At 49.5% G+C, this 22369-nt stretch carries 22 protein-coding genes; 1 reads left to right on the forward strand and 21 read right to left on the reverse strand.

Annotated elements, in window-relative coordinates:
* Positions 1-102 precede the first annotated feature (102 nt).
* Complete coding sequence (locus EVJ34_RS15715; protein WP_161568892.1) at positions 103-270, forward strand: hypothetical protein; 168 nt, start codon at positions 103-105, stop codon at positions 268-270.
* Positions 271-292: 22 nt separating this feature from the next.
* On the opposite strand, the gene EVJ34_RS08220 is transcribed toward EVJ34_RS15715, so the two are convergent.
* From EVJ34_RS08220 to EVJ34_RS08320, 21 genes are all read right to left on the reverse strand, one after another.
* Positions 293-1312: a DUF916 domain-containing protein gene (locus EVJ34_RS08220; protein WP_131485230.1), complete on the reverse strand. Its 1020-nt coding sequence runs from the start codon at positions 1310-1312 to the stop codon at positions 293-295.
* A 13-nt stretch (positions 1313-1325) separates the two neighbouring features.
* Complete coding sequence (locus tag EVJ34_RS08225; RefSeq protein ID WP_131485231.1) at positions 1326-2069, reverse strand: WxL domain-containing protein; 744 nt, start codon at positions 2067-2069, stop codon at positions 1326-1328.
* Positions 2070-2084: 15 nt separating this feature from the next.
* The gene (locus tag EVJ34_RS08230; RefSeq protein WP_131485232.1) at positions 2085-3431 is read right to left on the reverse strand and encodes a hypothetical protein; all 1347 of its coding nucleotides are present in this window, start codon (positions 3429-3431) and stop codon (positions 2085-2087) included.
* Positions 3432-3752: 321 nt separating this feature from the next.
* Positions 3753-4397 (reverse strand): DsbA family protein, encoded by a 645-nt coding sequence (locus tag EVJ34_RS08235; protein WP_131485233.1) that lies wholly within the window; start codon positions 4395-4397, stop codon positions 3753-3755.
* Between the two features lie 121 nt (positions 4398-4518).
* Complete coding sequence (locus EVJ34_RS08240; protein ID WP_131485234.1) at positions 4519-5136, reverse strand: sugar transferase; 618 nt, start codon at positions 5134-5136, stop codon at positions 4519-4521.
* Between the two features lie 12 nt (positions 5137-5148).
* The gene (gene rfbB / locus EVJ34_RS08245; protein ID WP_131485235.1) at positions 5149-6207 is read right to left on the reverse strand and encodes a dTDP-glucose 4,6-dehydratase; all 1059 of its coding nucleotides are present in this window, start codon (positions 6205-6207) and stop codon (positions 5149-5151) included.
* Positions 6113-7084 carry a glucose-1-phosphate thymidylyltransferase RfbA gene (gene rfbA, locus EVJ34_RS08250; protein WP_131485236.1) on the reverse strand — a complete coding sequence of 324 codons (972 nt, stop codon included), beginning with the start codon at positions 7082-7084 and terminating at the stop codon, positions 6113-6115. Before rfbA ends, rfbB begins: the two co-directional genes overlap by 95 nt.
* On the reverse strand, positions 7081-8259 hold the full coding sequence (locus EVJ34_RS08255; RefSeq protein WP_131485237.1) for a DegT/DnrJ/EryC1/StrS family aminotransferase: 1179 nt from the start codon (positions 8257-8259) through the stop codon (positions 7081-7083). The genes rfbA and EVJ34_RS08255 overlap by 4 nt, the downstream gene beginning before the upstream one ends.
* Before the next feature lie 10 nt (positions 8260-8269).
* Positions 8270-8986 (reverse strand): WbqC family protein, encoded by a 717-nt coding sequence (locus EVJ34_RS08260; protein WP_131435699.1) that lies wholly within the window; start codon positions 8984-8986, stop codon positions 8270-8272.
* 12 nt (positions 8987-8998) lie between these two features.
* Positions 8999-10129, reverse strand: a complete 1131-nt coding sequence (locus EVJ34_RS08265) for a glycosyltransferase family 4 protein (RefSeq protein WP_131435701.1) — start codon at positions 10127-10129, stop codon at positions 8999-9001.
* A complete protein-coding gene (wecB, locus tag EVJ34_RS08270; RefSeq protein ID WP_131485238.1) occupies positions 10126-11283 on the reverse strand; it encodes a non-hydrolyzing UDP-N-acetylglucosamine 2-epimerase in 1158 nt (385 codons plus the stop codon). Before wecB ends, EVJ34_RS08265 begins: the two co-directional genes overlap by 4 nt.
* Positions 11195-12394: a polysaccharide biosynthesis C-terminal domain-containing protein gene (locus EVJ34_RS08275; RefSeq protein ID WP_131485239.1), complete on the reverse strand. Its 1200-nt coding sequence runs from the start codon at positions 12392-12394 to the stop codon at positions 11195-11197. The genes wecB and EVJ34_RS08275 overlap by 89 nt, the downstream gene beginning before the upstream one ends.
* Positions 12391-13416: a polysaccharide biosynthesis protein gene (locus EVJ34_RS08280; RefSeq protein ID WP_131435706.1), complete on the reverse strand. Its 1026-nt coding sequence runs from the start codon at positions 13414-13416 to the stop codon at positions 12391-12393. The genes EVJ34_RS08275 and EVJ34_RS08280 overlap by 4 nt, the downstream gene beginning before the upstream one ends.
* Before the next feature lie 191 nt (positions 13417-13607).
* The gene (locus EVJ34_RS08285; RefSeq protein WP_131485240.1) at positions 13608-15149 is read right to left on the reverse strand and encodes an oligosaccharide flippase family protein; all 1542 of its coding nucleotides are present in this window, start codon (positions 15147-15149) and stop codon (positions 13608-13610) included.
* A gap of 15 nt (positions 15150-15164) precedes the next feature.
* Complete coding sequence (locus tag EVJ34_RS08290) at positions 15165-16229, reverse strand: EpsG family protein (RefSeq protein ID WP_131435710.1); 1065 nt, start codon at positions 16227-16229, stop codon at positions 15165-15167.
* A 21-nt stretch (positions 16230-16250) separates the two neighbouring features.
* Positions 16251-17186, reverse strand: a complete 936-nt coding sequence (locus EVJ34_RS08295) for a glycosyltransferase family 2 protein (RefSeq protein ID WP_131485241.1) — start codon at positions 17184-17186, stop codon at positions 16251-16253.
* Positions 17129-18400 (reverse strand): glycosyltransferase, encoded by a 1272-nt coding sequence (locus EVJ34_RS08300; protein ID WP_131485242.1) that lies wholly within the window; start codon positions 18398-18400, stop codon positions 17129-17131. Before EVJ34_RS08300 ends, EVJ34_RS08295 begins: the two co-directional genes overlap by 58 nt.
* A gap of 12 nt (positions 18401-18412) precedes the next feature.
* On the reverse strand, positions 18413-19117 hold the full coding sequence (locus EVJ34_RS08305) for a CpsD/CapB family tyrosine-protein kinase (RefSeq protein WP_201739674.1): 705 nt from the start codon (positions 19115-19117) through the stop codon (positions 18413-18415).
* Positions 19080-19856, reverse strand: coding sequence for a YveK family protein (locus EVJ34_RS08310; protein ID WP_131435716.1), 777 nt, complete (start codon positions 19854-19856; stop codon positions 19080-19082). Before EVJ34_RS08310 ends, EVJ34_RS08305 begins: the two co-directional genes overlap by 38 nt.
* A 134-nt stretch (positions 19857-19990) precedes the next feature.
* Positions 19991-21148 (reverse strand): glycosyltransferase family 4 protein, encoded by a 1158-nt coding sequence (locus EVJ34_RS08315; protein ID WP_131485243.1) that lies wholly within the window; start codon positions 21146-21148, stop codon positions 19991-19993.
* A 12-nt stretch (positions 21149-21160) separates the two neighbouring features.
* Positions 21161-22213, reverse strand: a complete 1053-nt coding sequence (locus EVJ34_RS08320; RefSeq protein ID WP_131435719.1) for a glycosyltransferase family 2 protein — start codon at positions 22211-22213, stop codon at positions 21161-21163.
* Positions 22214-22369 lie beyond the last annotated feature (156 nt).

Consider the following 22369-nt stretch of genomic DNA (forward strand, 5'->3'; position numbering starts at 1 on the left):
GAAAGGAATAACCGCATGGGATTGCTCGCTTTCTTTTTGATTTCGCTTTTCGTTTTCTATTGGTTTCCTATTCGAGGTGGACTTAAGACTTTCCTGCTTATCTTGATCATGATTAGCGGATGGCTGTCGATTTTCGAGCTCGTCGCCATCATCGAAGCTCGCCCCTGGGTCGCCGCCCCGGTCCTCGCGCTCATCGGTTTGTTCGCTTGGAAGTGGCGACGTGATAAAAAAAAACATGAGAATACATCTACATCAATGGATTCAAAGTAAAAGAGATGCCGGAGCATCTCTTTTACTTTTCACTCGTTTGAATCAATTGACGGCGCAAACGAATGATATAAATAAACAAAGCTAGTATCACGATCCCGACTGCTGTAATCAACCATGTTACTTTCCCTCCAAAAAATCCTGACGAAGTCACTTCTGTTGGTGTAATCCGCTCCCCCATCTCGTCCGCTTCATCTTTCGAAATCATTAACGTCTCTTCCCATTTCCAAGTCTCATTGGTCACCGTGTCCGTAAATTGTAAACTCGCTTCGTATGTCCCGGCCTCTAGGCGAGTACCTAACTGGAAACGTAGCGCGGCCTGACCATGCGGAACGAAACGGGCGTCCAACTGGTGACGAAGCTTTTTTCCTGTCTCTGATTCGATTAACATGTCAACCTGAATAGGGTGGCTAATAGAAGCAGTTTGATTGATGACCGCAAAAGCCACGTGCGGATAATACGTATCCGCTTGTAACGATACGCCTACCAGTTCTGGATCAAACGCCTCTTTTTTCACACCCATTGACAGTTTGACACCAAGGACGTATACATACCGATTTTGAATACCGATTGTCTCTGAAGTCTCGGTGTCAACTTGTCTCGAAATCCGAATTCCTCCAAGTAAAGCACCTGAAAACGCGTCCGACGGAGCAGTCAATTGAATCGAGACGCGTTTCGAGGACGAGGCTTCAACCGTAACGACTTTCGGTTGCTCGATTAGTTCAGTCACAGAATAGATCGACTCATCAGATGGGCTGCTTTGTTCGTAGACGATTACGCCATTTCCGTTCGTCGAAGCGTTGACTACAGATAAATCGAACGTCATTTCTTCATTTGTTTCATTATGGATAAAGAAATCAAGCGTCGTTTTTTCTTCGGGCGACAGCAAGAGGTCATAATATGAAACGGATTGATCGATTTGCCCCTCATGTGGAACAGCCTCAACGGAAAAGTCCACTTCGCCGGTTTGTGCGTTTGTAGGCGATTGCAATCCGCCCCACCCGAAAACGAATATGACGAAACAAACGTAACACCATCGTTTCATCGCCTTTCCCCCTTTATGGCAACACAGTCGTTGCCAATGTCCAAGTCAACGTCGAGGTATGTGTTCCTTTTTGAATGCTGCCGACTGGAACTGTCAAACTGATTCCTGTCGTGTCTTCTGAATTTTCAGGGATCCAATGGGCGATCCATGAGAATTGCCCTTGGCCTAAGCCTGCCGTCAATAAAACTTGTGCCCCTTCACCAGTCCTCACTTCGACAGGGGAGATAAGTGTCGGTGAGATAGCCGTGACGTTAGCAGTCGGTTTGTCTAACACACCGTCAGTAAACGTCAAGGTCGCGCCAGCCAAGGAGTCAGCGTTTGCGGTCTCACTATTCGTAAAGCGGGACGCTTCGACCGTCACTTCCCAATTTCCAGGGACTACCTGGCGATCTGTGACTTGTAAAAAAGGGTCGGACGTTTTTTCATCGGGATTCGCGGTTTGATTTGCGTTGACGAGTGCCGGATACGTATAGCTTCCATCTTCTTTAATCTCATGTGAGCCAAAATACAGATTTGGCGCAAAATCTAACGTCAGTTCAGCAGCCTCTTGATTTAATTCACCTTCATCTGGTCCCGGATCTTTCGGTGTATCGGGATTTAACGGGTCTAAAATATCTGGAACTTCTAACGTCTCAAAGGTAATAGTTGCATTTGTCGAACGAACGAGAGGATCTGCTTGCGCCACATCATACGATGTCAGGCTGCTGATCGCTATCACACTTGCCAAAATTCCAACTTTCATCTGTTTTGAAAACATGTGTATCGCTCCTTTTTAAATTGAGTCAATTAATGTCCATTCGATGATTGTGTTGTACGTTCCGCTTTGAGGCATTTGCTGTTGTACATCAAGAAAAATCCCTTCGTCTCGTTCATAATCGATAATTGTTGGAGCATCTGCCATCACTCCTGTCTCAATCAATTGAGAGCCTTGTTCGAGTGAGACAGTCGTCCCATCTTTCCGTTTGAAAAAAATGGTGTTGTGTAATGTGTGGCTAGCTGACTGGAGCGCGCTAGCTTGAGCCGTCAGCTGCCACGCGGTCCCTTTAGTGCGACTATGAAATACAGTGACAACCATATTTTCTTGACGATTGATTCTGCCCATATTCGACTGAATGTCAACATTTCCAAAGTCGATTTGTTCCGGTACGACTAGTGACATAAAAGGAACTTCATTTCCGTCTAATACGAGTTGCCATTGATCTTTCCCATCAGATAACGCTCGAATATCGACCAAATCATTCGTCAGATGACCATAGAAGTTATAACGTTGTGGTGTAATGAGTGGGAACCCATCCACGCGAAAATTCAACTCAAACGTATAGGTAGAATCACTTAATAAGCTTAGTGACAATAGCTGATTCGCTTGAAAAACCAGTTGTTTTCGCTCACGATCGATGATCCACTGTTCTGTCGCAATCGCTCCTCTGTTTCGCCCAATTTCGAGCCCAGTCAGGCTGATATTTGGTACATCATACGTCCCGTTAAAACTCGCTTCTTCTATGTACGGAAACAAAGAGTCTGGAAGTTTAAACAAAACATATCGCTCTTTCAATAAGTTGAGATTGAGCACACCGTCCCCAATCACTCGCAGTTTAATTTGATTGTCTCCATCAAATTCACCTTCTAGTTGAATATCTGATAAGAGAGACAGTCCTACTACTCCGTTCGTTTCAACTTTTGCTTTAGGCTCATCTGTTGACTCTGGTGGGACAACCGAATGTTTTTGTGATTCATGTGTCTCTTCCGTATAATCTAAACTCGGTATGCTTTCTGAGGATGGCGTATCGGTATTTATATTTGGATAGTCTCCGCCGTTGCCACTCTCAGTTTCTTTGGATGGCTCTTGATTTGGAGTTTGATCAGATGAAGCGTCTTCGCTTTTCTGTTCTAATTCATCCCCGCTGCTCTTTTCTGTGCCATCATCATCACTGATGGGTTCGGATTCGGACAGCGGACTCTCTTCAGTCCCCTGTGTTGTAGGTACATCGTCTATTGTTTCTTCTACGTTTTCATCTGAGTTTGCATGTGTAAACGATAAGTCTCCTATTTTAAGGAAAGATGTGATTGCTAGGCAGAGCAATACAAGAATTGACGTTCGAATGATATGCTGTAACACCATTCCCCTCATATCCCTCCTTTCGAAAATAAGAATAGGCCTTAGTCCCTATTATATCCAAAAATAAATTAAATTAATCCATTTTTTAGTATAACTTACACATTGTAAAAACATTGGTAAAAGTAAAGCGAGAATGTTTTCGAATTTCATCACACATTTCTTTTTGTACAAGACCTAAGAAACATCGCTCAACAATACGTTCATTCTTCGTTACATCGAATGTCGACTTCTCGCCATAACAAAACACTCCCCAATCAGATAAACAGATTTGTTATTTCATCTGTTTACCTATTGAGGAGTATGTCACATCGACGATGGGTTGTTTTAATCTTCCGGTAGTTCGACTTCGTCGCCTGCTTGAATCGTGCCGTCCATGACTTGTTCCATTTCTTCTAAGCTGAACGCGTCCATGAGCTGAATGCCGTCGACGTACACCGTCGGCACGTATTGAACGCCGAAATCCCGCGTGAACAGACGTGAGTTTTGGATGCCGACATCGACATGGTTCTCAAGCAATTCGTCCGCATTGAGGTTGAAGTCGGACGCGAGTTCCCGGGCATAGGCTTCCGTCCCGAACCCGTCCGTCCCGGAGTCGAGCCCAATGGCACGCTGCACCTCATAATAACGGTTCGGGATGAGTCGTTCTACGTTGTAGTCCACGTTCGCGAGCAACTGAGACTGTTCATTCAATAGGACGAGCGGTTGCCCTTTGAATGTCGCTTCGCCCGTGTCAATCCAACGTTCCTCGATCTCCGGGAGTACCGTCTCCATCCACTTCTTGCACCACGGACAGCTGTAGTCGAAGACGAACACAATCTCATGCTCTCCTTCTCCAAGCGCGACCTTCTCCTCGAGCGGGAGCTCATACTGCGTGTATGTATGCAACTTCTTCGAATCGACAGCCTCACTTTGACTGCAGGCAGAAAGGATCAGAACAAGTCCTACGAGTAATAGATAAAATGGTTTCATTGATGGACCTCCATTTGTTCAAATATTCACATATTTAGTTATATCATGTCTGCCTGACAGACTCGAGTGACGTTCTGATGACGTTTCCCCGATGAAACGGCACACAAGCAAACGAGCCGACTCAAGGTCCGCTCGCATCATTCCCCATAAAGGCCTCCATCGTCGCCGCCGTATCCGACGAGATGCCGTCCTTCTTCACGACTTTCCCGACCGTCTGCAAGATGATCTTCCAATCATTTAGAAATGTGACGTTGTCGACGTATGTCACGTCGAGCGCAAAACGATCCGGCCACGACAGCCGATTCCGGCCGTTCACTTGGGCAAGTCCCGTCAATCCGGGACGGACATCGTGCCGTCGGCGCTGCTCGTCGTTATAGCGCGGTAAATACTCGACAAGAAGCGGGCGCGGTCCGACGATGGCGATGTCCCCTTTGACGATGTTGAGCAGGCTCGGCAACTCATCGAGACTGAGCGATCGAAGCGTCTGCCCGAATGGGGTCAAACGCGCCTCGTCCGGCAACAGCTCCCCTTGCTCATCTCGCTCATCGGTCATCGTCCGAAACTTCACCATCTCGAAGATGATCCCGTCCTTCCCGGGACGTTTTTGTTTGAACAGTACCGGTCCTCCGAGTTTCCATTTGATGAGTCCGGCAATCGTGACGAGGACGGGACTTAAAGCGAGCAGTGAGATTGTCGCAAGGAACATGTCTTGTGGACGTTTGATAAAACGTGCATACATGGGAACCCCCTCCTATCGGAACGAAGAATACATCGAGTCGTAGTAGGCTTGATACGCACCGGACACGACCCGCTCAATCCATTCGGGATGCTCCACATACCACTGAATCGTCTCAGCGATTCCATCTTCAAACCGATATCGTGGGATCCATCCAAGTTCGTCAGCCATCTTGGTCGCATCGATCGCGTAACGCCGATCGTGCCCCGGACGGTCTTTCACGAAGTGAATCAGTTCTTCTGACTGCCCGAACGCGTTAATGATGATGTGAACGAGCTCCAAGTTTGTCTTTTCATTATGACCCCCGATGTTGTAAACGTCGCCGAACCTTCCGTTCTCTCGAACGACATCGATGGCTTCACAGTGATCGCTCACATGCAGCCAATCCCGAATCTGTTGTCCGTCCCCGTAAACCGGTAACGGCAAGTTCGACATACAGTTATGAATCATGAGCGGGATGAGCTTCTCCGGGAATTGGTACGGCCCATAGTTGTTGCTGCACCGCGTCGTCTTGACCGGCAACCCGTATGTCTCATAATAGGCTCGAACGAGCAGATCGGAGCTTGCTTTCGAGGCCGAATACGGGCTGTTCGGGGCAATCGGCGAGTCCTCCGTGAAATACCCGGTCGCACCGAGCGAACCGTATACTTCGTCCGTCGACACGTGCACGAAACAGACACCTTCCTGATACACCCGGCTGTACTTATCGTCAGGGGAAACTTTCCAATGACGCAGCGCCGTATCGAGCAGCACTTGTGTCCCGAGAACGTTTGTCGTCAAAAACAGTTCGGGTTCGGTGATGCTCCGATCCACGTGGGATTCTGCTGCGAAATGAACGACTTCGTCGACTTCATACGTCGTGAACAACCGCTCCATCACTTCTCGGTCACAAATATCGGCTTTCTCGAAATGGTAAAGGGCATCCGATTCGAACTCCTGCAGGTTCTCCAGATTCCCTGCATACGTGAGCGCATCGACGTTAAGAATGCGGTATGTCGGATGTTTTGCCCGAAAGTGTTTTATGAAATTTGAACCGATGAACCCGGCTCCGCCAGTCACTAGAATTGTTCGCATCCGTTTTCTCTCCTTCCTCGACGAGTGATAAGAGATATTGTCCATAATCGGTCATCTTGAGCGTCAAACCGATATCTTTCAACTCGTCTCGTGTGATGAATCCGCGTCGCCAAGCAATCTCCTCGAGGCAAGCAATGTAATAACCTTGACGCTCTTGGACCGTCTGGACGAACACGGACGCTTTAATCATGCCTTCTGGCGTCCCGGTATCGAGCCATGCCATCCCTCGGCCGAACAGGACAACGTTCAACTCGCCGCGCTCGAGATACATGTTGTTGATTGATGTGATTTCAAGTTCACCTCTGGTGGAAGGCTCGACCCGTTTAGCGAATTCGACGACCTGATTGTCGTAGAAGTAAAGGCCCGGAACCGCATAATTCGATTTGGGGACCGCTGGTTTTTCTTCGATCGAGACGACCCGATTTTGACCATCGAACTCGACGACGCCAAAGGCGCGCGGATCTTTTACCGGATAACCGAAGACGGTCGCCCCTTGCTTTTTCGCTTGCGCGTGCTTCAAGAAACGCGTCAAATCCGGTCCATAAAACACGTTATCCCCTAAGATGAGACAGACCGAGTCATCACCGATGAAGTCCGCCCCTAGGATAAAGGCATCGGCCAGTCCGACCGGCTTCGTCTGCACTTTATAGGAGATGTCGATGCCGAGTTGATGTCCGTCTCCGAACAGTCGCTCGTACCCACCGATGTCTTGCGGGGTCGAAATGAGTAAGATTTCCCGAATGCCGGCAAGCATCAAGACGGACATCGGATAGTAAATCAACGGCTTATCGTAGATTGGTAACAGTTGTTTGGAGACGGCCTTTGTCATCGGATAGAGGCGCGTTCCGTTCCCACCTGCTAATATAATGCCTTTCATCGTTTCATCATCCTTTCTTGAATCACCATACAAATCCGTGTCACGTCTTCTAAGGCCAGGTCTGGATAAAGCGGGAGTGTCAGCACCCGCTCGGCAATCTCACGGGCGACGGGAGTACGACGGCTCGCAAACCGGTTCTGATTCCACGCATAATCCGTCACGAGCGGATAGAAATACTTCCGGGTGAAGATGCCTTCCTTCGCCAAGGCGTCATACAACTCATCCCGTCGATTCTCTTCCGCTGTCAAGATGACGGGATAATACGAATGGTTTGTTTCGACCCCGGATTGAGGTGTCAGGATTCGAATCCCTTGAACGTTGTTGAGCAACGCATCATATTGCTCACGTACGCGTTTCCGTCGTCTGATCGTCTCATCGATATGACGCAAGTTACACAACCCCATCGCTGCCTGAAACTCATTCATCTTGGCGTTGCCCCCCGGTACTTCCACCGTTTCCGGACCAGTGATGCCAAAGTTCTTCAACTGGTCGAAACGGGCTTTCAACGCCGGTTCATTGTACGTCAAGGCGCCTCCTTCAATCGTATGAAATACTTTCGTGGCGTGGAAACTGAACATCGAGATGTCACCGAACGTACCGATTCCTCGCCCGTTCACGTTGACGCCGAACGTGTGGGCCGCATCATAAATCACTTTCAGGTTGTGACGCTTGGCAATCGCCTCGATCAGTTCGACGTCACATACATTTCCGTACACATGGACGGGAAGGATGGCCGAGGTTTTTGTCGTGATCAGTCGCTCTATTTTTGTGGCATCGAGCGTAAAATCGTCTGGACGGATATCTCCGTATACGGGTGTCAATCCTTTGCGAATTAAGGCGTGGCTCGTCGAAGCAAAGGTGAACGGGGTTGTGATGACTTCACCTGTCAATCCGAGCGCCTCGATTGCTGCCTCGAGCGCCAAGTGTCCGTTCGTGAATAGGGAAAGTTGCTCGACTCCTAAATAATCAATCAGCTCGTGCTCGAGTTGTTGATGTTTGGTGCCGTTGTTCGTCAACCATCCCGACGTCCACAATTCACGAATCTCATCCGTATACTCTTCAAACGATGGGAGCGCGGATTTGGTGACGGGAATCGCTTTTAGGATAGATTCAGGCTTATTTGATGCGGGATGGGACGGGAATGCGGCGGATTGGATATCGACGATGTGTAGCATAAAGCACCTCCTAGGTCACTTGGCGATTCGAGACGCGTGCGTAACGTTTCAGCATGAGTTGGATATCCGATTTGGAACAATACATCATCACGTCGATGATGGACAAATTCGCTTGGAACGGGAATGGTCCTTGATGATACGTGACTGGCTCGGTCACGACGAACGACAAGTCGATTCCCGCCTGTTCGAACACATCGGTATCGTACAAGGCCATCCCGTTGATCGCATTCACGTAATGCGTCGCCCCTAACTGCTGACACATCTTGAGGATTCTCGCTTGGCCCTTCAATTCAACCCCAGCGCTCAACTCTGATGAAAGCATGAATGTCGTCGAAATGCCGAGATACCGAGCGATTTCCTCGATGCCGTATGCCAAATACTTACCGACGTTTCGTTCAGGGGCACGAATCACACGCTCGAGCAACGGGAAGACGTGTTCAAACTGAGGGGCTTTGTGATAGGCATGTCGCAACAACTTCAACTGTTGCTCGACAATCTCATTTGGTTGCGCCCGCTCATGGTCGCAAATCAAACGATTTTGGCTCATCTTTTGAATCGATAACGTGAACGGGTGAGGGTTTCCGTCAAGCAGGATTCGATTTCGGTGAATCCACCCTTTTTTGATAAAATGAACGTCGTCATACACAACGAATGTATCGACCGCATGGATCAACTGGAAGTACCCGATATAAGGGAAAAAATAAGGTTGCATGATGGCCACGTTCATGACGTCTCTCCTTTACGAAATGATTTGTTTCGCACGCAACGTGTCATAATATCCTTTGGCCGTGACATCGTTTCGATGGAATTTGACGAGTTCCCGCGATAACATGCCATGTTCGATGAGTCGCTCCGGATGTTCGAGGTACTGTTCAATCCCTTGTTCAATCGACTCGACCGTGACGTCACACATATAGCAGTTTTCCCCGTCGACGGAGTGATGAGAGACATTATTGATTTGATCGCTGATGACGACTCCCATCCCTGACGCTCTCGCCTCGATGATCGTCCCATTCCCGTTCGAATACGTGGCCGGCAGCACCAAGATGTCCGCTTGTTCATACACTTTTGGCATCTCGTCCCACGCCCGAATCTCATCTAAGAAGTGGACGTTCTTCACCTCGTGCTCAGCGATGTAGGCTTTGCACGCTTCGAGCTGTTGCCCTGAATTGTTCAAGTAAAGTTCGAGCGAATAGCGGGTTGATAAATTCCGATATGCCTCTAACACGAGCAGCGGCTGATAGCGTTCGACGAGTCGATTCGCAAACAGAAGTTTGAACGTGTCGCCCGGCTGTTTCCGTCTCAATCCGTGATCGAAGTACGCATCGATGTCCTGGGCGTACGTCGCATGCACCACTTTGTCAGGATCAAATCCGAGATGTTCCTTGAATTGCTCGACCGCGACCGTACCCATCCCGAAAAATAAATCGGCATCCTTGAACATCCAGTGCAACAGTCTCGTTTTGTATGGATTATCCTGAGGATTTGTCAGCCGCGCGGAAGGATCGTCGTCGTTTTGCAACGGGCGAAGCGGTTCGCTCATGATGACGGTTTTAATTCCGAACAGTTTTGCCAGTCTCACGATCACGGCATGGCCAGCCATGAATCCGCCGAGTAAGATGACGTCCGGTTTGAACCGAATCAGCTCCGGAATCAGACCGAGTGAGAGATACCCGATTTTAGGGAACCACTTCGAATACGTCAGTACCTGACATTTGTCACCGAGTGGGATTTTCCACCAGTCCGGTCGGTTTTGGTCGAGATGTTCATAAAACCAAAACTCAGCATCGAAATATTCTTCTAGCGCGTAACATAATTTCACTTGGTAAGGGGACGCGATGTTCCCGATAAAAACGAGTTTTTGTTTCATCGTTCACCCTCCTTTACAGTTTGGCGGGGGTCGATCGTGCCTTTCCACACTTCGCGTCGGACGTAATCCGTGTACGAGATCAAGATCCGGACCACTTTGTCCGAAACGTTCGGCATGCTGTAATCGCTGACGATGCGTGGCCGCTCCTGCTCCATGACGACCGACAACCCTTGCAAGATTCGCTCTTTCTCAAGTCCGACCATCAAGACGGCCCCTTCTTCCATCGCTTCTGGCCGCTCGTGCGTCTCTCGGATATTCAATCCTCTCAACCCGAGGATAGACGACTCCTCGCTAATCGTTCCACTATCACTGAGCACCGCTTTGGCATGCAGTTGCAGGTGGTTATAGTCGACAAATCCGAGCGGCTTGAGTAGCCGCACTAGCGGATGAAACGAGACGTTCAATTCATGGATTCGCTTCATCGTCCGCGGATGCGTGCTGACGATGACAGGTAATTCATATTGCCCCGCGATCGCGTTCAAACTGTCAACGAGTGCCAAAAAGTGTGCGTCGGAGTTGACGTTCTCTTCGCGATGCGCCGAGACGATGAAGTAGTGGTCGTTAGTCAACTCGAGTCGGCTCAGGACGTCCGACTGTTCAATCGCCTCTCGTTTGGACATCAACACCTCAAACATCGGACTTCCCGTCTTGATGATCCGTTCCGCCGGAATTCCTTCGCGGAGAAGGTATTCCCGGGCGATATCGCTATACGTCAAATTCACGTCCGCCGTATGATCGACGATTTTCCGATTGATTTCTTCCGGGACACGCTGATCGAAGCAACGGTTTCCTGCTTCCATATGGAAAATCGGGATTTTCCGGCGTTTGGCTGCGATTGCCGCGAGACAAGAGTTCGTATCTCCGAGAATCAATACCGCGTCCGGACGCTCGAGCTCGAGCACAGGGTCGACTTGGATGAGTATGTTGCCAATCGTCTCAATCGGGCTTCCCGTCGCGGAATTTAGGAAGTAATCAGGTTTTCGCAAAGCGAAATCCTCGAAGAACACTTCGTTCAATTCATAGTCGTAATTTTGTCCCGTGTGCACGAGGACGTGCTCGATGGCCTCAGCGTGTTCGAGCTTCTGAATAACGGCCGACAGGCGTATGATTTCGGGACGAGTCCCGACGATCGTCATCACTTTGAGTCGTTTCATCTTGCACCTCCATAAAGTATGTGTCCGGGTTGTTCGGGTCATAGGCCTCATTCACCCACATGACGGTCACCAAGTCGGTCGTTCCGATGTTCTCAATGTTGTGCGTATAGCCGGTCGGGATGTCGAGCACACGCATCATCTCTCCTGTGACGTGATACGTATGGACCTCATTCTCTCCAACCTTGCGAAAACGAATCAACGCTTCGCCACTGACCACGAGGAACTTCTCATTTTTCGTGTGGTGCCAGTGATTCCCTTTCGTGATGCCGGGCTTGGCGACGTTAATCGACACTTGTCCCCGTTCCGGCGTCCGAATGAACTCCGTGAACGAACCGCGCGCATCTTCATTCAGTTTTAAATCATAGGCGAAGCGGTCGACAGGCAAGTAACTGAGATACGTACTGTATAGCTGTTTCGTAAACGAATCGTCGAGTTGCGGAACGGTCAAGTTCTGGCGACTGTCTTTGAACGTCTGTAACAAATCGGCGATGTAGCCGAGCTCGATTGGTGGGTGGACTGTAACTTCTTCCTCATACACGGCCGCCGTTCGCCCTCTCGTATCGAGCAAGTTGACCAACGTCTCGAGCACGTCATCGATATACGCCAATTGTACGGGCCGCGCCGGATCATGAATTTCTAACGGCAAGTCGCGCGCCGCACGATAACAAAACGTCGCGACGACACTGTTATAGTTCGGTCGACCCCACTTTCCAAACAGGTTCGGGAAGCGGAACAGATGGATGGTGCGTCCTGTTTGCTCATGATCTCGTCTCAAGACATTTTCCGCCTCGAGTTTGCTTCGTCCGTAGGGATTGTCCTGTGTCGCTTGAATCGAAGAGGCGAACATGATCGGCGCGTCATTCGCATGAGCAGCCAATGATGCGACCAGTCGTTTGGTGGATCCGGTGTTCCCTTCCACAAAGTCAGTTTCCGTTTCCGAACGGTTCACCCCAGCCAAGTGATAGACGAACTCAGCGTGTTGGCAAAATCGTTGAAACTCGATTTCCGACGTATCGCGCGTGGACGAGAAAACCTCATGGCCCCGCGCCGTTAACTCGGCGACTAAATTCTTGCCGATGAATCCAGCTGCCCCGGTGACGAGAATCTTCATGATACTTTCACCCAGCTCGCGAGTTCTTGTTGGATATAAGGTAGGGTCAACAACAGTTGCTTCACTTGCTCGACGTTCAACTGTTCTGTGTTGGCCGAGTTGTATTCGCCCTCGACCGTCAAACGTTTGCTGCCTTCATTAAAATATTTATCGTAGTTCAAGTCGCGCGTGTCAGCCGGCACCCGGTAGAAGCCGCCCATGTCTTCCGCGACGACATTTTCTTCGCGTGTCAACAGCGTCTCGTACGACTTCTCGCCATGCCGTGTGCCGATGATTTTGATCGGGTTGTTCGCATGGAACAGTTCGAGCAATGCTTGCGCCAACACCTCGATTGTGGACGCAGGTGATTTTTGAACCATGATGTCTCCTGCACGTGCATGCTTGAACGCGAAGACGACGAGTTCGACCGCATCTTCTAGACTCATCAAGAACCTTGTCATGAACGGGTCCGTCACGGTCAACGGCTCCCCTCGTTTGATTTGATCCACGAATAGTGGAATCACAGATCCCCGTGATGCCATGACGTTTCCATAACGTGTGCCACAAATCAATGTTTGCTCCGGTCCGACGGCTTTTGCTTTGGCGACGAACACTTTTTCCATCATCGCCTTGGAGATGCCCATCGCGTTGATCGGATAGGCCGCCTTGTCGGTCGATAGACAAATGACCTTTTGGACTTTTTGCTCGATGGCCGCGTTCAAGACGTTATCCGTTCCGAGTACGTTCGTCTTCACTGCTTCTAAAGGAAAGAATTCACATGACGGGACTTGTTTCAACGCCGCCGCGTGGAATACATAATCGACTCCATACATCGCGTTGCGCACACTGTTCACATCCCGCACATCGCCGATATAAAATTTGAGTTTGTCGTCATGATAGAGCTTGCGCATGTCGTCCTGTTTCTTTTCATCTCGTGAAAAGATTCGAATCTCTTTAATATCCGTTTTCAGGAATCGCTGCATGACGGCGTTTCCGAATGAGCCGGTACCTCCAGTGATCAATAATGTTTTATCTTTAAACATTGCGAATCCTCTCCTTTGTCATGATGTCAGGTGCTTCTAAAGGTGATGGGAAAGTTGAGTTGGAAACAATTGCAATGAGGTTGATACTATCGTGTTACCCGTCTCATTATGAGAATAGGAAAGAAATGTCTATCATTTTTTTGAAAGATGACATGTCGAATGTTTGTACTCCACGAAAAAAGACACCCCGTTCAGGATGTCTTCGATGCATGACGGACAAACCCACGCAACAACGCTTTTTCATCATCCCGGAACGTGAAGATCCATAAGAAGAGAAAGTAGGCGCCACCGAGTACAACCGCTTTAAACAGGAAATGCACGAGCGACTCGACAGGCAGGTATCGTTGAAGCAAGAAACCGAGAGTTCCAAGAAAAAGCAAAGCCGGCGCAATCTTCACATGACATTCATAGAAAAATGTCCACATACTCAACTTTAAAACGCGGACATACACGACGTTCATGAAAATCACGGTGCCAATCAAGTTACCGACCAATATGGCACTCGCAGCACCAATCGCCCCGTAATGCGGTGACAAGAGCAGTGACAACACCACACTGACCGTTGCGACGATGAGCGACGCGAACGCCCGGTATTTGATTTGATTGACCGCAATCAACGTCGTATAGGCGATTTCTTGCGTCAGCGTGATGATTCCCGGGAGGATCAACAACAGGGCGACCGTATAGGATGGGAAGAAGTCTGGACCGACCCAAAGTCCGATAAACTCTCGACCCATCGTCGCAAAACTGACGATAATCAAGCCGACGATGAACAATTGGATGCGTCCGACACGAATCAACAGATGATTTAGTTCCGACTGGCGATTATAGGTCGTCATGCGTGTAACTTTCGGTAAGAACAGCGATCCAATCGCTGATGAGATCGTCCAGACGTACCCTTCAATCACCATCCCGATTGAGAACAAAGCAATTGAGGCACTGCTCGCCAACGCACCGAGAATGGTCGGGGTGATGTTGAGGATGAAGCGTTGAGCGATGGCGATGACGGTAGTCCAAGACGAGAAGGTAAAGATGTCTCGATACATCGAACGACTGTTATGCAAAAAATCGATGGCCGTCTCCGTTTTTCGAAGTAGATAAATTCCTTTCCCGATGATGATGGATAACCCGACGATGGCGTTGACAAAGACGAGTGCATATAAGCCGAACCCGAACAGGAGCGCCCCGACCATCAGGATGACGGTCGACACTTTTTCCATCAAGTTGAACCAGTTGAGGACGACGAACCGTTCGTTCGCGATAAAAATGCCGTTGAACGGTTTCGTCGGGAACAAGACGACGATGTAAAAGCCGACCATGATGTACAACACTTGGAGCGTCTCCACTTCAGCAGGCGATAGACTGGCGTAAATCGTGTCGATCATCATATAGACCCCGATCAGAACGAGGCCGATCAACACCGCGATCCCGATAAACAGTTTGAAGGCGACACCGAGGAAACGGGACGCCCCTTCTGAATCTCCGAGCGCGTGATATTTTGACAAGAACCGTGACACCGCCGCCTCTAAGCCAAAATCCATGGCGAAGATACTGACGAGTGACAGCGAGAGCATATAGAGTCCGTAGTTCGCCTTCCCGATTTCCGCAATCATCCATGGCGTATAAAACAAACCGGCGAGAATATTGAATCCGATGGCGGCGTAAGACATGAGGACGCCAATCTTAATTTGACGCGAACTTTTTTGTTCATCAAATTCCACTTTCGTCGTCATCAGATTCACCTCCCCTTATTTCTGTTGCCAAAAGAACATATAAAGCGGTTCGTTCCGGACGAACAAGAGCAGTAGCATCGTGATAGCCACATAGTAGACGAGCAGGCGCTCCCTACGCTCGAAGGAACGGAGCAGTTCCGGGATCAATAGCATGACGAATACTGAGAAATATTGAACGACCCGCATCATCGAAGGGTTGATGAACGTGAGCGGAAGAAAGCAAAGGGCGAGCAGCAAGGCGTTCAAATAATGAGTCACGTTTGGGTTGGCCGCAATCATCTGTTCACGCCGCCAGAGCGACACGACGGTGATTAGCACTAAAATCAGTGAGAAGTTGAGCGTCCCGGCCCCGGTGTAGTAATCATATTCGTCGTAGCCACTGATGGTACGGAAAAATTCGAACAGTTGGACTCGAAAGACGAACAGGAATGGAATCAATGCCCCCATGAACAGCAAATAGCGTGTCGTGATCGTCTTCGTGGCCAAGAAATAAAACGGAAGAAAGACGAGAGCGGATTGATGAATCGTCGCCGCGAGCAATACGACCCCGAGAAATGGCCAAAATCGTCTCGTTTGTATGAAGTAGTAGCCGATTAACACGGCGATTGCCGTCGCAATCGTCTGACGAATCCCGGTGATGGCAAAGAACGCGTAAAACAAGGTAGAAAAAATCAAGAAGCTGAGCAACGGTTCTGTCGAGTTTCGGTAAATCCAAATACCAAATGGAATCAAAAACAGAAGTGCGACCGTTAATAAGTACCATTGATAGTTGTCTGTCACCAGTTGAATCGTTTTTTGTAGTAAGTAGTATCCTGGATCGCGTCCGTCCTCTCCGCCGAACAAAACGTTGATAAAATTGTCACCTAGCCGTTCCCAGGAGATTCGTTTCGTCTCATCAAACATCCATTTGTATTGCATCGTATCGGCACCGACGCTAAAGTGACGAAATCCAGACAAGAGAATCCATTGGCACGTCGCAATCGTCACAAACAACAACTTCCCGTGTTTGATTCCGTCATCACGCAAAAGGAGGGCCGCCCATGCGATCAGGAGTAACATATTAATCAGATAGATCCACATTTCAACTCCTCCTTTTCGCACTTATCGATAGCGAAGGTTCATCATTCCGCGGTAAAACGTCAACAGCCGTTGATATATGGCGGCTGAAACATTCAGTCGTTGCTGTTCCATCCGACTTAAATGACGTGGCCCATCAAAGCGCTGCAGCAAATCCTCCCTCACTTCTGGATCAGTCGAGCGGTATACCGCCTTGAATACCGTTTTAATCTGTGGTGTGGTGACGCTATTCGTTGCATCGAGTCGAACGAATAACTGTTCGAAAAAGCGGGCTGTCTCGATTGGCGCGAGGTCTGCGATTTTTTTCGTCTGTTGCTTCGCATGGATACGCGTCTTCGAATGCGGTGCCGTCGTCACTTTGAATTGATAGCCCGAAAGCGCCAAGTCGACCCAACATACCCAGTCTTGAATGTATCGATACGTCGTCGGGAATCCACCCACCTGTTCAAGCGCTCGTTTCGGAATGAGCAGCGCACAACCGCTCAAACAGGCTTTCAGTAAAAGATAATCAAACATGGCCTCATTCGTATACGCGCCTTTCAATTGTCTTCTCGGACGGTGGATTGGGGCTCCGGCCTCATCAATCAGCGTCGTCCCACAAGACAAGATGTAACGCTCGGCTTGATCACCAAGCTTTAGGAGTTCTTCGACTTGATCATTCACTTTTTCCGGTTCATAAAGGTCATCATGACTCAGCCATGAGAACCACTCGCCTCGCATTTTATCGATACCGAGATTGAGCGCGGTCGATACTCCACCGTTCGGCTTTTCATAATATCTGATCCGACTCCCAAAGCTTCGGGCGATTTCAGCGGTCGCCCCGCCATCGGTCGACCCGTCGTTAATCACTAGCACCTCGATCCGCTCATACGTTTGAGCAAGGGCGCTCTCGATCGTTTCTTTTAAATAGTCCGCTCCATTGTAGACGGGGATGACGATTGAGACGAGGGGACGTTCCATGCTGAATTCCTCCTTTTATCGTGAACAAGGCTTTCATAAACGTGTAGATAATCCATGACTCGCTCTTCCATCGAAAACGAGGCGCGCGCGTGTTCGATACAGGCGTCCTCATAATACTCCTTACCGCGTCGTCTCATTTTTTCGATTGCGTCGATGACAGCCTCTAACTGATGAGGCTGAACGACTTCGCCACAGGTGATGGGGACAAGTTCTGGATTGGCTGTCGCATCGAGCACAACGACCGGCGTTCCTGAGGCCATCGCTTCCGCCGTCACTTTCCCGAACGATTCTTCGACCGATAAGTTGAGGAACGCATCTGCGAGCGCATAATAGTCAGCCAACTCTTCGATACGATTCGTCGATGGAATATGGATCACATTCACCGGCAACGTGAGCTCTGGGAGGTCACCGACTAACAGAAAGCGATCTTCCGGCAACGCTTGTGCCACTTGTAAGAAATCAGACAGTCCTTTTGAATCGTCCCAGGAACTAGCGACGCCTAACAGCACGAAGCGATGTTCTAATCCGAGCGCCGCACGTAATCCGGATGTATCCCGTGGGTAGAAAATATTGAGGTCGACCCAGTTATAGATGCGACGAATCAGCTTCGCATTGCCGAGAAAAGAAAATCGCGCTTCCATCGTGATCCAATCCGAGACACCGATGACGGCAAGCCACTGGATATTTTCGAACCATCGCTTTTTGTCCGTCCACATGTCAGCAGTCCGATCCAGACCCCAACTTGGGTTATCAAGGGCCAGTCGAGGACAACTCCCGCAGCCATCTCGCCAACGTGCACAACCGGTTCGCGTATAGTGCGTGCACTTTCCCGTATAAAACCAACAATCGTGTAGCGTCAATACGGTCGGTGTGTCGGTTTGGCTGAGCCAATTAAATAATGTCTCGAGATGGATGTAGTTGGCGTGAAGGTTATGCAAATGAACGATGTCAGGCTTGTACGATTCGATATAATCGATCAGTTCAGCCGTCGCCCCTTTTGAAAAATAGCCTTGTTTCCCACTCAAGCGAGACAAGAGCGCATGTCGTTTTTGATCGAAGGATGAACCGATGCGGAACCCACTTCCCGTATCTGGACCTGTCGCATAAGCGACGACACTCTCATGGCCATGGGCAACCGCCACAGACGAAATCTCTTTACAAATCCGTCCCGTGCTTTTTTCTTCATGAATGGCATTGATGTGTAAAATCCGCATCGTTCTCCCTCCTTACTCGTACGTATAGGCGTAATAAGCGTCCTTGCCACCTCGTTCTCGTTTGTTCATGACGATCCCAAGCATATGGGCACCAGACAAGACGAGCTGTTCTTTCGCTTTGAGTACAAGATCTCGATTTGAATTGTCACACCCTATGACGAGAATCGTCCCATCGGTCTCACTTGCGAGAAGTCGGCTGTCGGCCACATGCATGAGCGGCGGCGCATCCAAGATGATCAAATCGTACTTCTCCTTTACCTCATCCAATAGCTGTTTCATCATTGGTGACGCAAGCAGCTCCGACGGATTCGGCGGGATCGGGCCCGCCGCCAACAAATGAAGTTTCGGAACTTTCGTCATTTGAACCGATCGTTCAAACGTCGACCGTTTGGCGAGGACCGTAGACAAACCCATTTGACCTGCAAGTTGAAACGTGAAATGGACCGTCGGCTTGCGCATATCACAGTCCATGAGCAACACGCGCTTACCGAGCTGCGCATAGACGATGGCCAAATTCGAAGCCGTCGTCGATTTCCCTTCGCCCGGTGATGCTGATGTGACAACGATTGACTGTAACGTGGCCCCGAGCGCCGTGAATTGCAAGTTCGTCCGTATCGTTCGATATTGTTCGGCGATCGGAGATTTAGGATTGGCTAACGTGATGAGGCTACGCCCGGAATCACGATGTTTGTCTTGTTTCTTTGACAGGTGGAACATGCGGATCGTCTCCTTTCGGCTTGTTGCCGGCATCAGCTTTTGGTTTAACTACCTTTGGGTTCATATCACGCTTTTCAATGACCGGGATGGATCCAATCACTGGCATGGACAAAATCTGTTCAGCCTCTCGCTCATTATGAATCCGTTTGTCAAACGTATGACGGATGAGCGCGAGTACGCCTCCGACCACAAAGCCAACAAGTAGACCAACCGCGGTATTCATAACGACATTTGGTGCAATCGGTTCGCCTGGTACGACGGCTTCCGAGAGGATACGAACGTTGTCGATATTCATTAAATCTGGAATTTCACTCGCGAACACACGTGTGATGACATTGGCGATTTCAGTGGCCACGACCGGGTCGACGTATTGAACGACAATATTGATGACTTGTGAGTCCTCTTCGCTTTCCACCAACAAAATCTCACTGATGTCCGCCGGTGCTTCCCCTACTCGATCTTGTACTTCATTCAAAATAGCAGGACTGCGCATGATGACTCGATACGTGTTCACAAGCGATAGTGATGAGGAAACTTGTGCACTGTCGATCACATTCGTACCAGCCTCTTCTTTCGGGACGATCAATACCTGGGTCGACGCCTCATAGGTCGGTGCGATCACATATTGGCTTAAATAATAGGCTGCCCCTCCACCCATGAGCATCATCAACAAAAGGATTAGAATGTTTTTCTTTAACACACCGAATATTTCGGAAAGTAGCATCGTTTGACTTTTCACACGTAAGCCCTCCTTCAGACAAAGTTACCTATACAAAAATCTAGACGTGAGGATGAGGTCGTTCTCTGTCTTACCTTCTTACCCGCCGTTCTGTGCAAATCGAAAAGAAATGGTTACCATCTTTTCATGAACTATCATGTCGGCTTATCTTGCGTGAATTGCGAATAAATGCGTCGCATCTCCGTCTTCGAGCGGTCGACGTCGAACGCCTTGACCGACTCGCTATTATGGAGCCCCATCTGGTGGGAAAGATCGAAATCGAGTTGCATCGTCCGGATCGCCCGAGCGAACCCTGAAGCGTCTTCCGGCGAACACTTATACCCGGTGACCCCATCGATCGAATAGTCATTGATGCCGTGCACGTTCGACGTGATGAGCGGAAGCCCGGCGGCCATCGCTTCGAGCGCAGCCATGCCGAGCCCTTCCCGTTTCGATGGGAAGACGAAGCAATCAGATGCCTTCATCACTTCAATGACATCGTCCCGGAAGCCGAGTAAGATCATTTGTCGCTCGAGTCCGAGCTCACGGATGAGTCGCTCGAGGTTTTCCTTATTGTCACCCGTCCCGGCAATTAAATAACGTAGTGTTGGTTCCTTGAGCGAGGCGATGGCGCGGATGATCGTCTCGTGGTTCTTGTTCTCGTTCAACTCGCCGACGGACAACAAGACAAAGTCGCTATCACTACTGATACCGAGTTCGCGACGTTTCTTCGGTCGGTCAATCGTGACCGCCTCGATTCGTTTCGTGTCGACGCCAATGCCGGGGATACGGAACGTGTGCGACGTCTTGAACGTCTGCGCTCGTGAGAAGTCCTCTTCGTTGATTGTCACAATCGTGTCCGTCAGACGGGCGAGCGTCCGTTCGACCGGATAGTACAGCATCCAATTGAGCGACGGGCTGCCTTTGAAGAAATGAAAGCCATGCGCCGTATACATGCACGGTGTGTGCGTCTGGCGCGCGACGAGCCGACCGACGACCCCGCCGATTGGCGAATGACAGTGGATGAAGTGATAGCGGTTTGCCGTCATGACAGCCTTCAGCTGTTGATAGGCGCGGACATGTCCATTCATCTTCTTAATATCGCGCTCAAAGTCGATTTGGTACCACGTGACGCCACTGTCTTGTAAATCCTGTTTGATACGGGCAATCTTATCAGGCGAATACATGCTGCCCCACTCAAAATTGGTGGCGACATCGACTTGATACCCCATCTCTTGGAGCATACGGATATTGTCGCGATTGAAGCTCTCGATCATCGAGACGACCGAGGCGACCATGAGCACTCGTTTCATCGTTCCTCCTCCTCACACGCGTTTCCGTAAGTAGTCGACACCACGCAACATCAAGACGAGCGGAACGGTCTGCTCGTGTTTGCACAGTTGGAAGAACGTCCGCCATTTCATATCGAAATGACCCATATCCATCTGCGAGTAGGCGCGTTTATACTCTTCTTGTCGAAGTACTTGCTTCAACGACTCGGCCTGGGCGAAGAGTGACTTCGGTGCCCCGATCTCGTTCAAGCCGATACCGATCATGCTGAGGGCGATTCGATTATAGAGTGCGTGATTATACTCTTCTCCAAGCTGGTGGGTCTCGATGTAACGCATTAAAATATGAAAGAACTGCAAGCGTGAGGCGATGAGGTTATTGTTGTATACACTCGTCTCCGACTCGGCGTTTGTTTTTCGGTAATGGTAGACCGGATAATCGATGTAAATGAAGCGCTGGCAATGCTCCAACGCTTGGATTTGAAAATACAAATCGACGAACGTCCCGTACGGACCGCCAAATGACAAATGTTTGATGAGGTCACGGTGATAGAGCGTGATGCAGTTTGAATTGAGCGCATCCACCGTTTCCGGGTGAGCAAGTTCTTCACCAACAAGTCCGAACAGACGACGATGGACATAACGTCTCGTTTCTTCGGCGTTATACGACAAAAAGTCCGCTTCGAAGATCCGTTTCGGGAGTGAACGTCCATCGTATTCACGGACATATGTCCCCATGACGGCGTCGGCGCGTTCAGCCTCCGCATGTTCGACCAATAATCGAATCGCATCGACATCTAGCCAGTCATCGCTGTCGATGAACATGATGTATTCGCCCGTCGCCAATTGCAGGCCACGATTTCGGCAAAATGAGCATCCTCGATTTGTCTGGCTGATGACACGAACCCTTGGATCTTTGTCATAGGTCAGGACAATCTCGAGACTATGATCCGTACTGCCATCATCGATACAAATGATTTCGAGATGAGGATACGTTTGATGGACAAGGCTGTCGAGACACTGCCGCAAATAGGCGCTTGTGTTATAAATGGGCACGACTAGGCTGACGAGCGGGGTAAGGGTTGGCATGTAGGTCACTCCTTCTAGGTTGTCGCTTCATGGTGTGAGTGATAAATGGGGATGATTCTATCCTCGTTGTTCCCGTAAGCTGTTTTCGGTAACTCACAAACGGAATGAGCCGCGGATAATCTTTTCGTGAAGTATAAAAAATGAAAAAAGCCGACC

This window comes from Exiguobacterium sp. SL-9, from assembly GCF_004336985.1.
Lineage (GTDB): Bacteria > Bacillota > Bacilli > Exiguobacteriales > Exiguobacteriaceae > Exiguobacterium.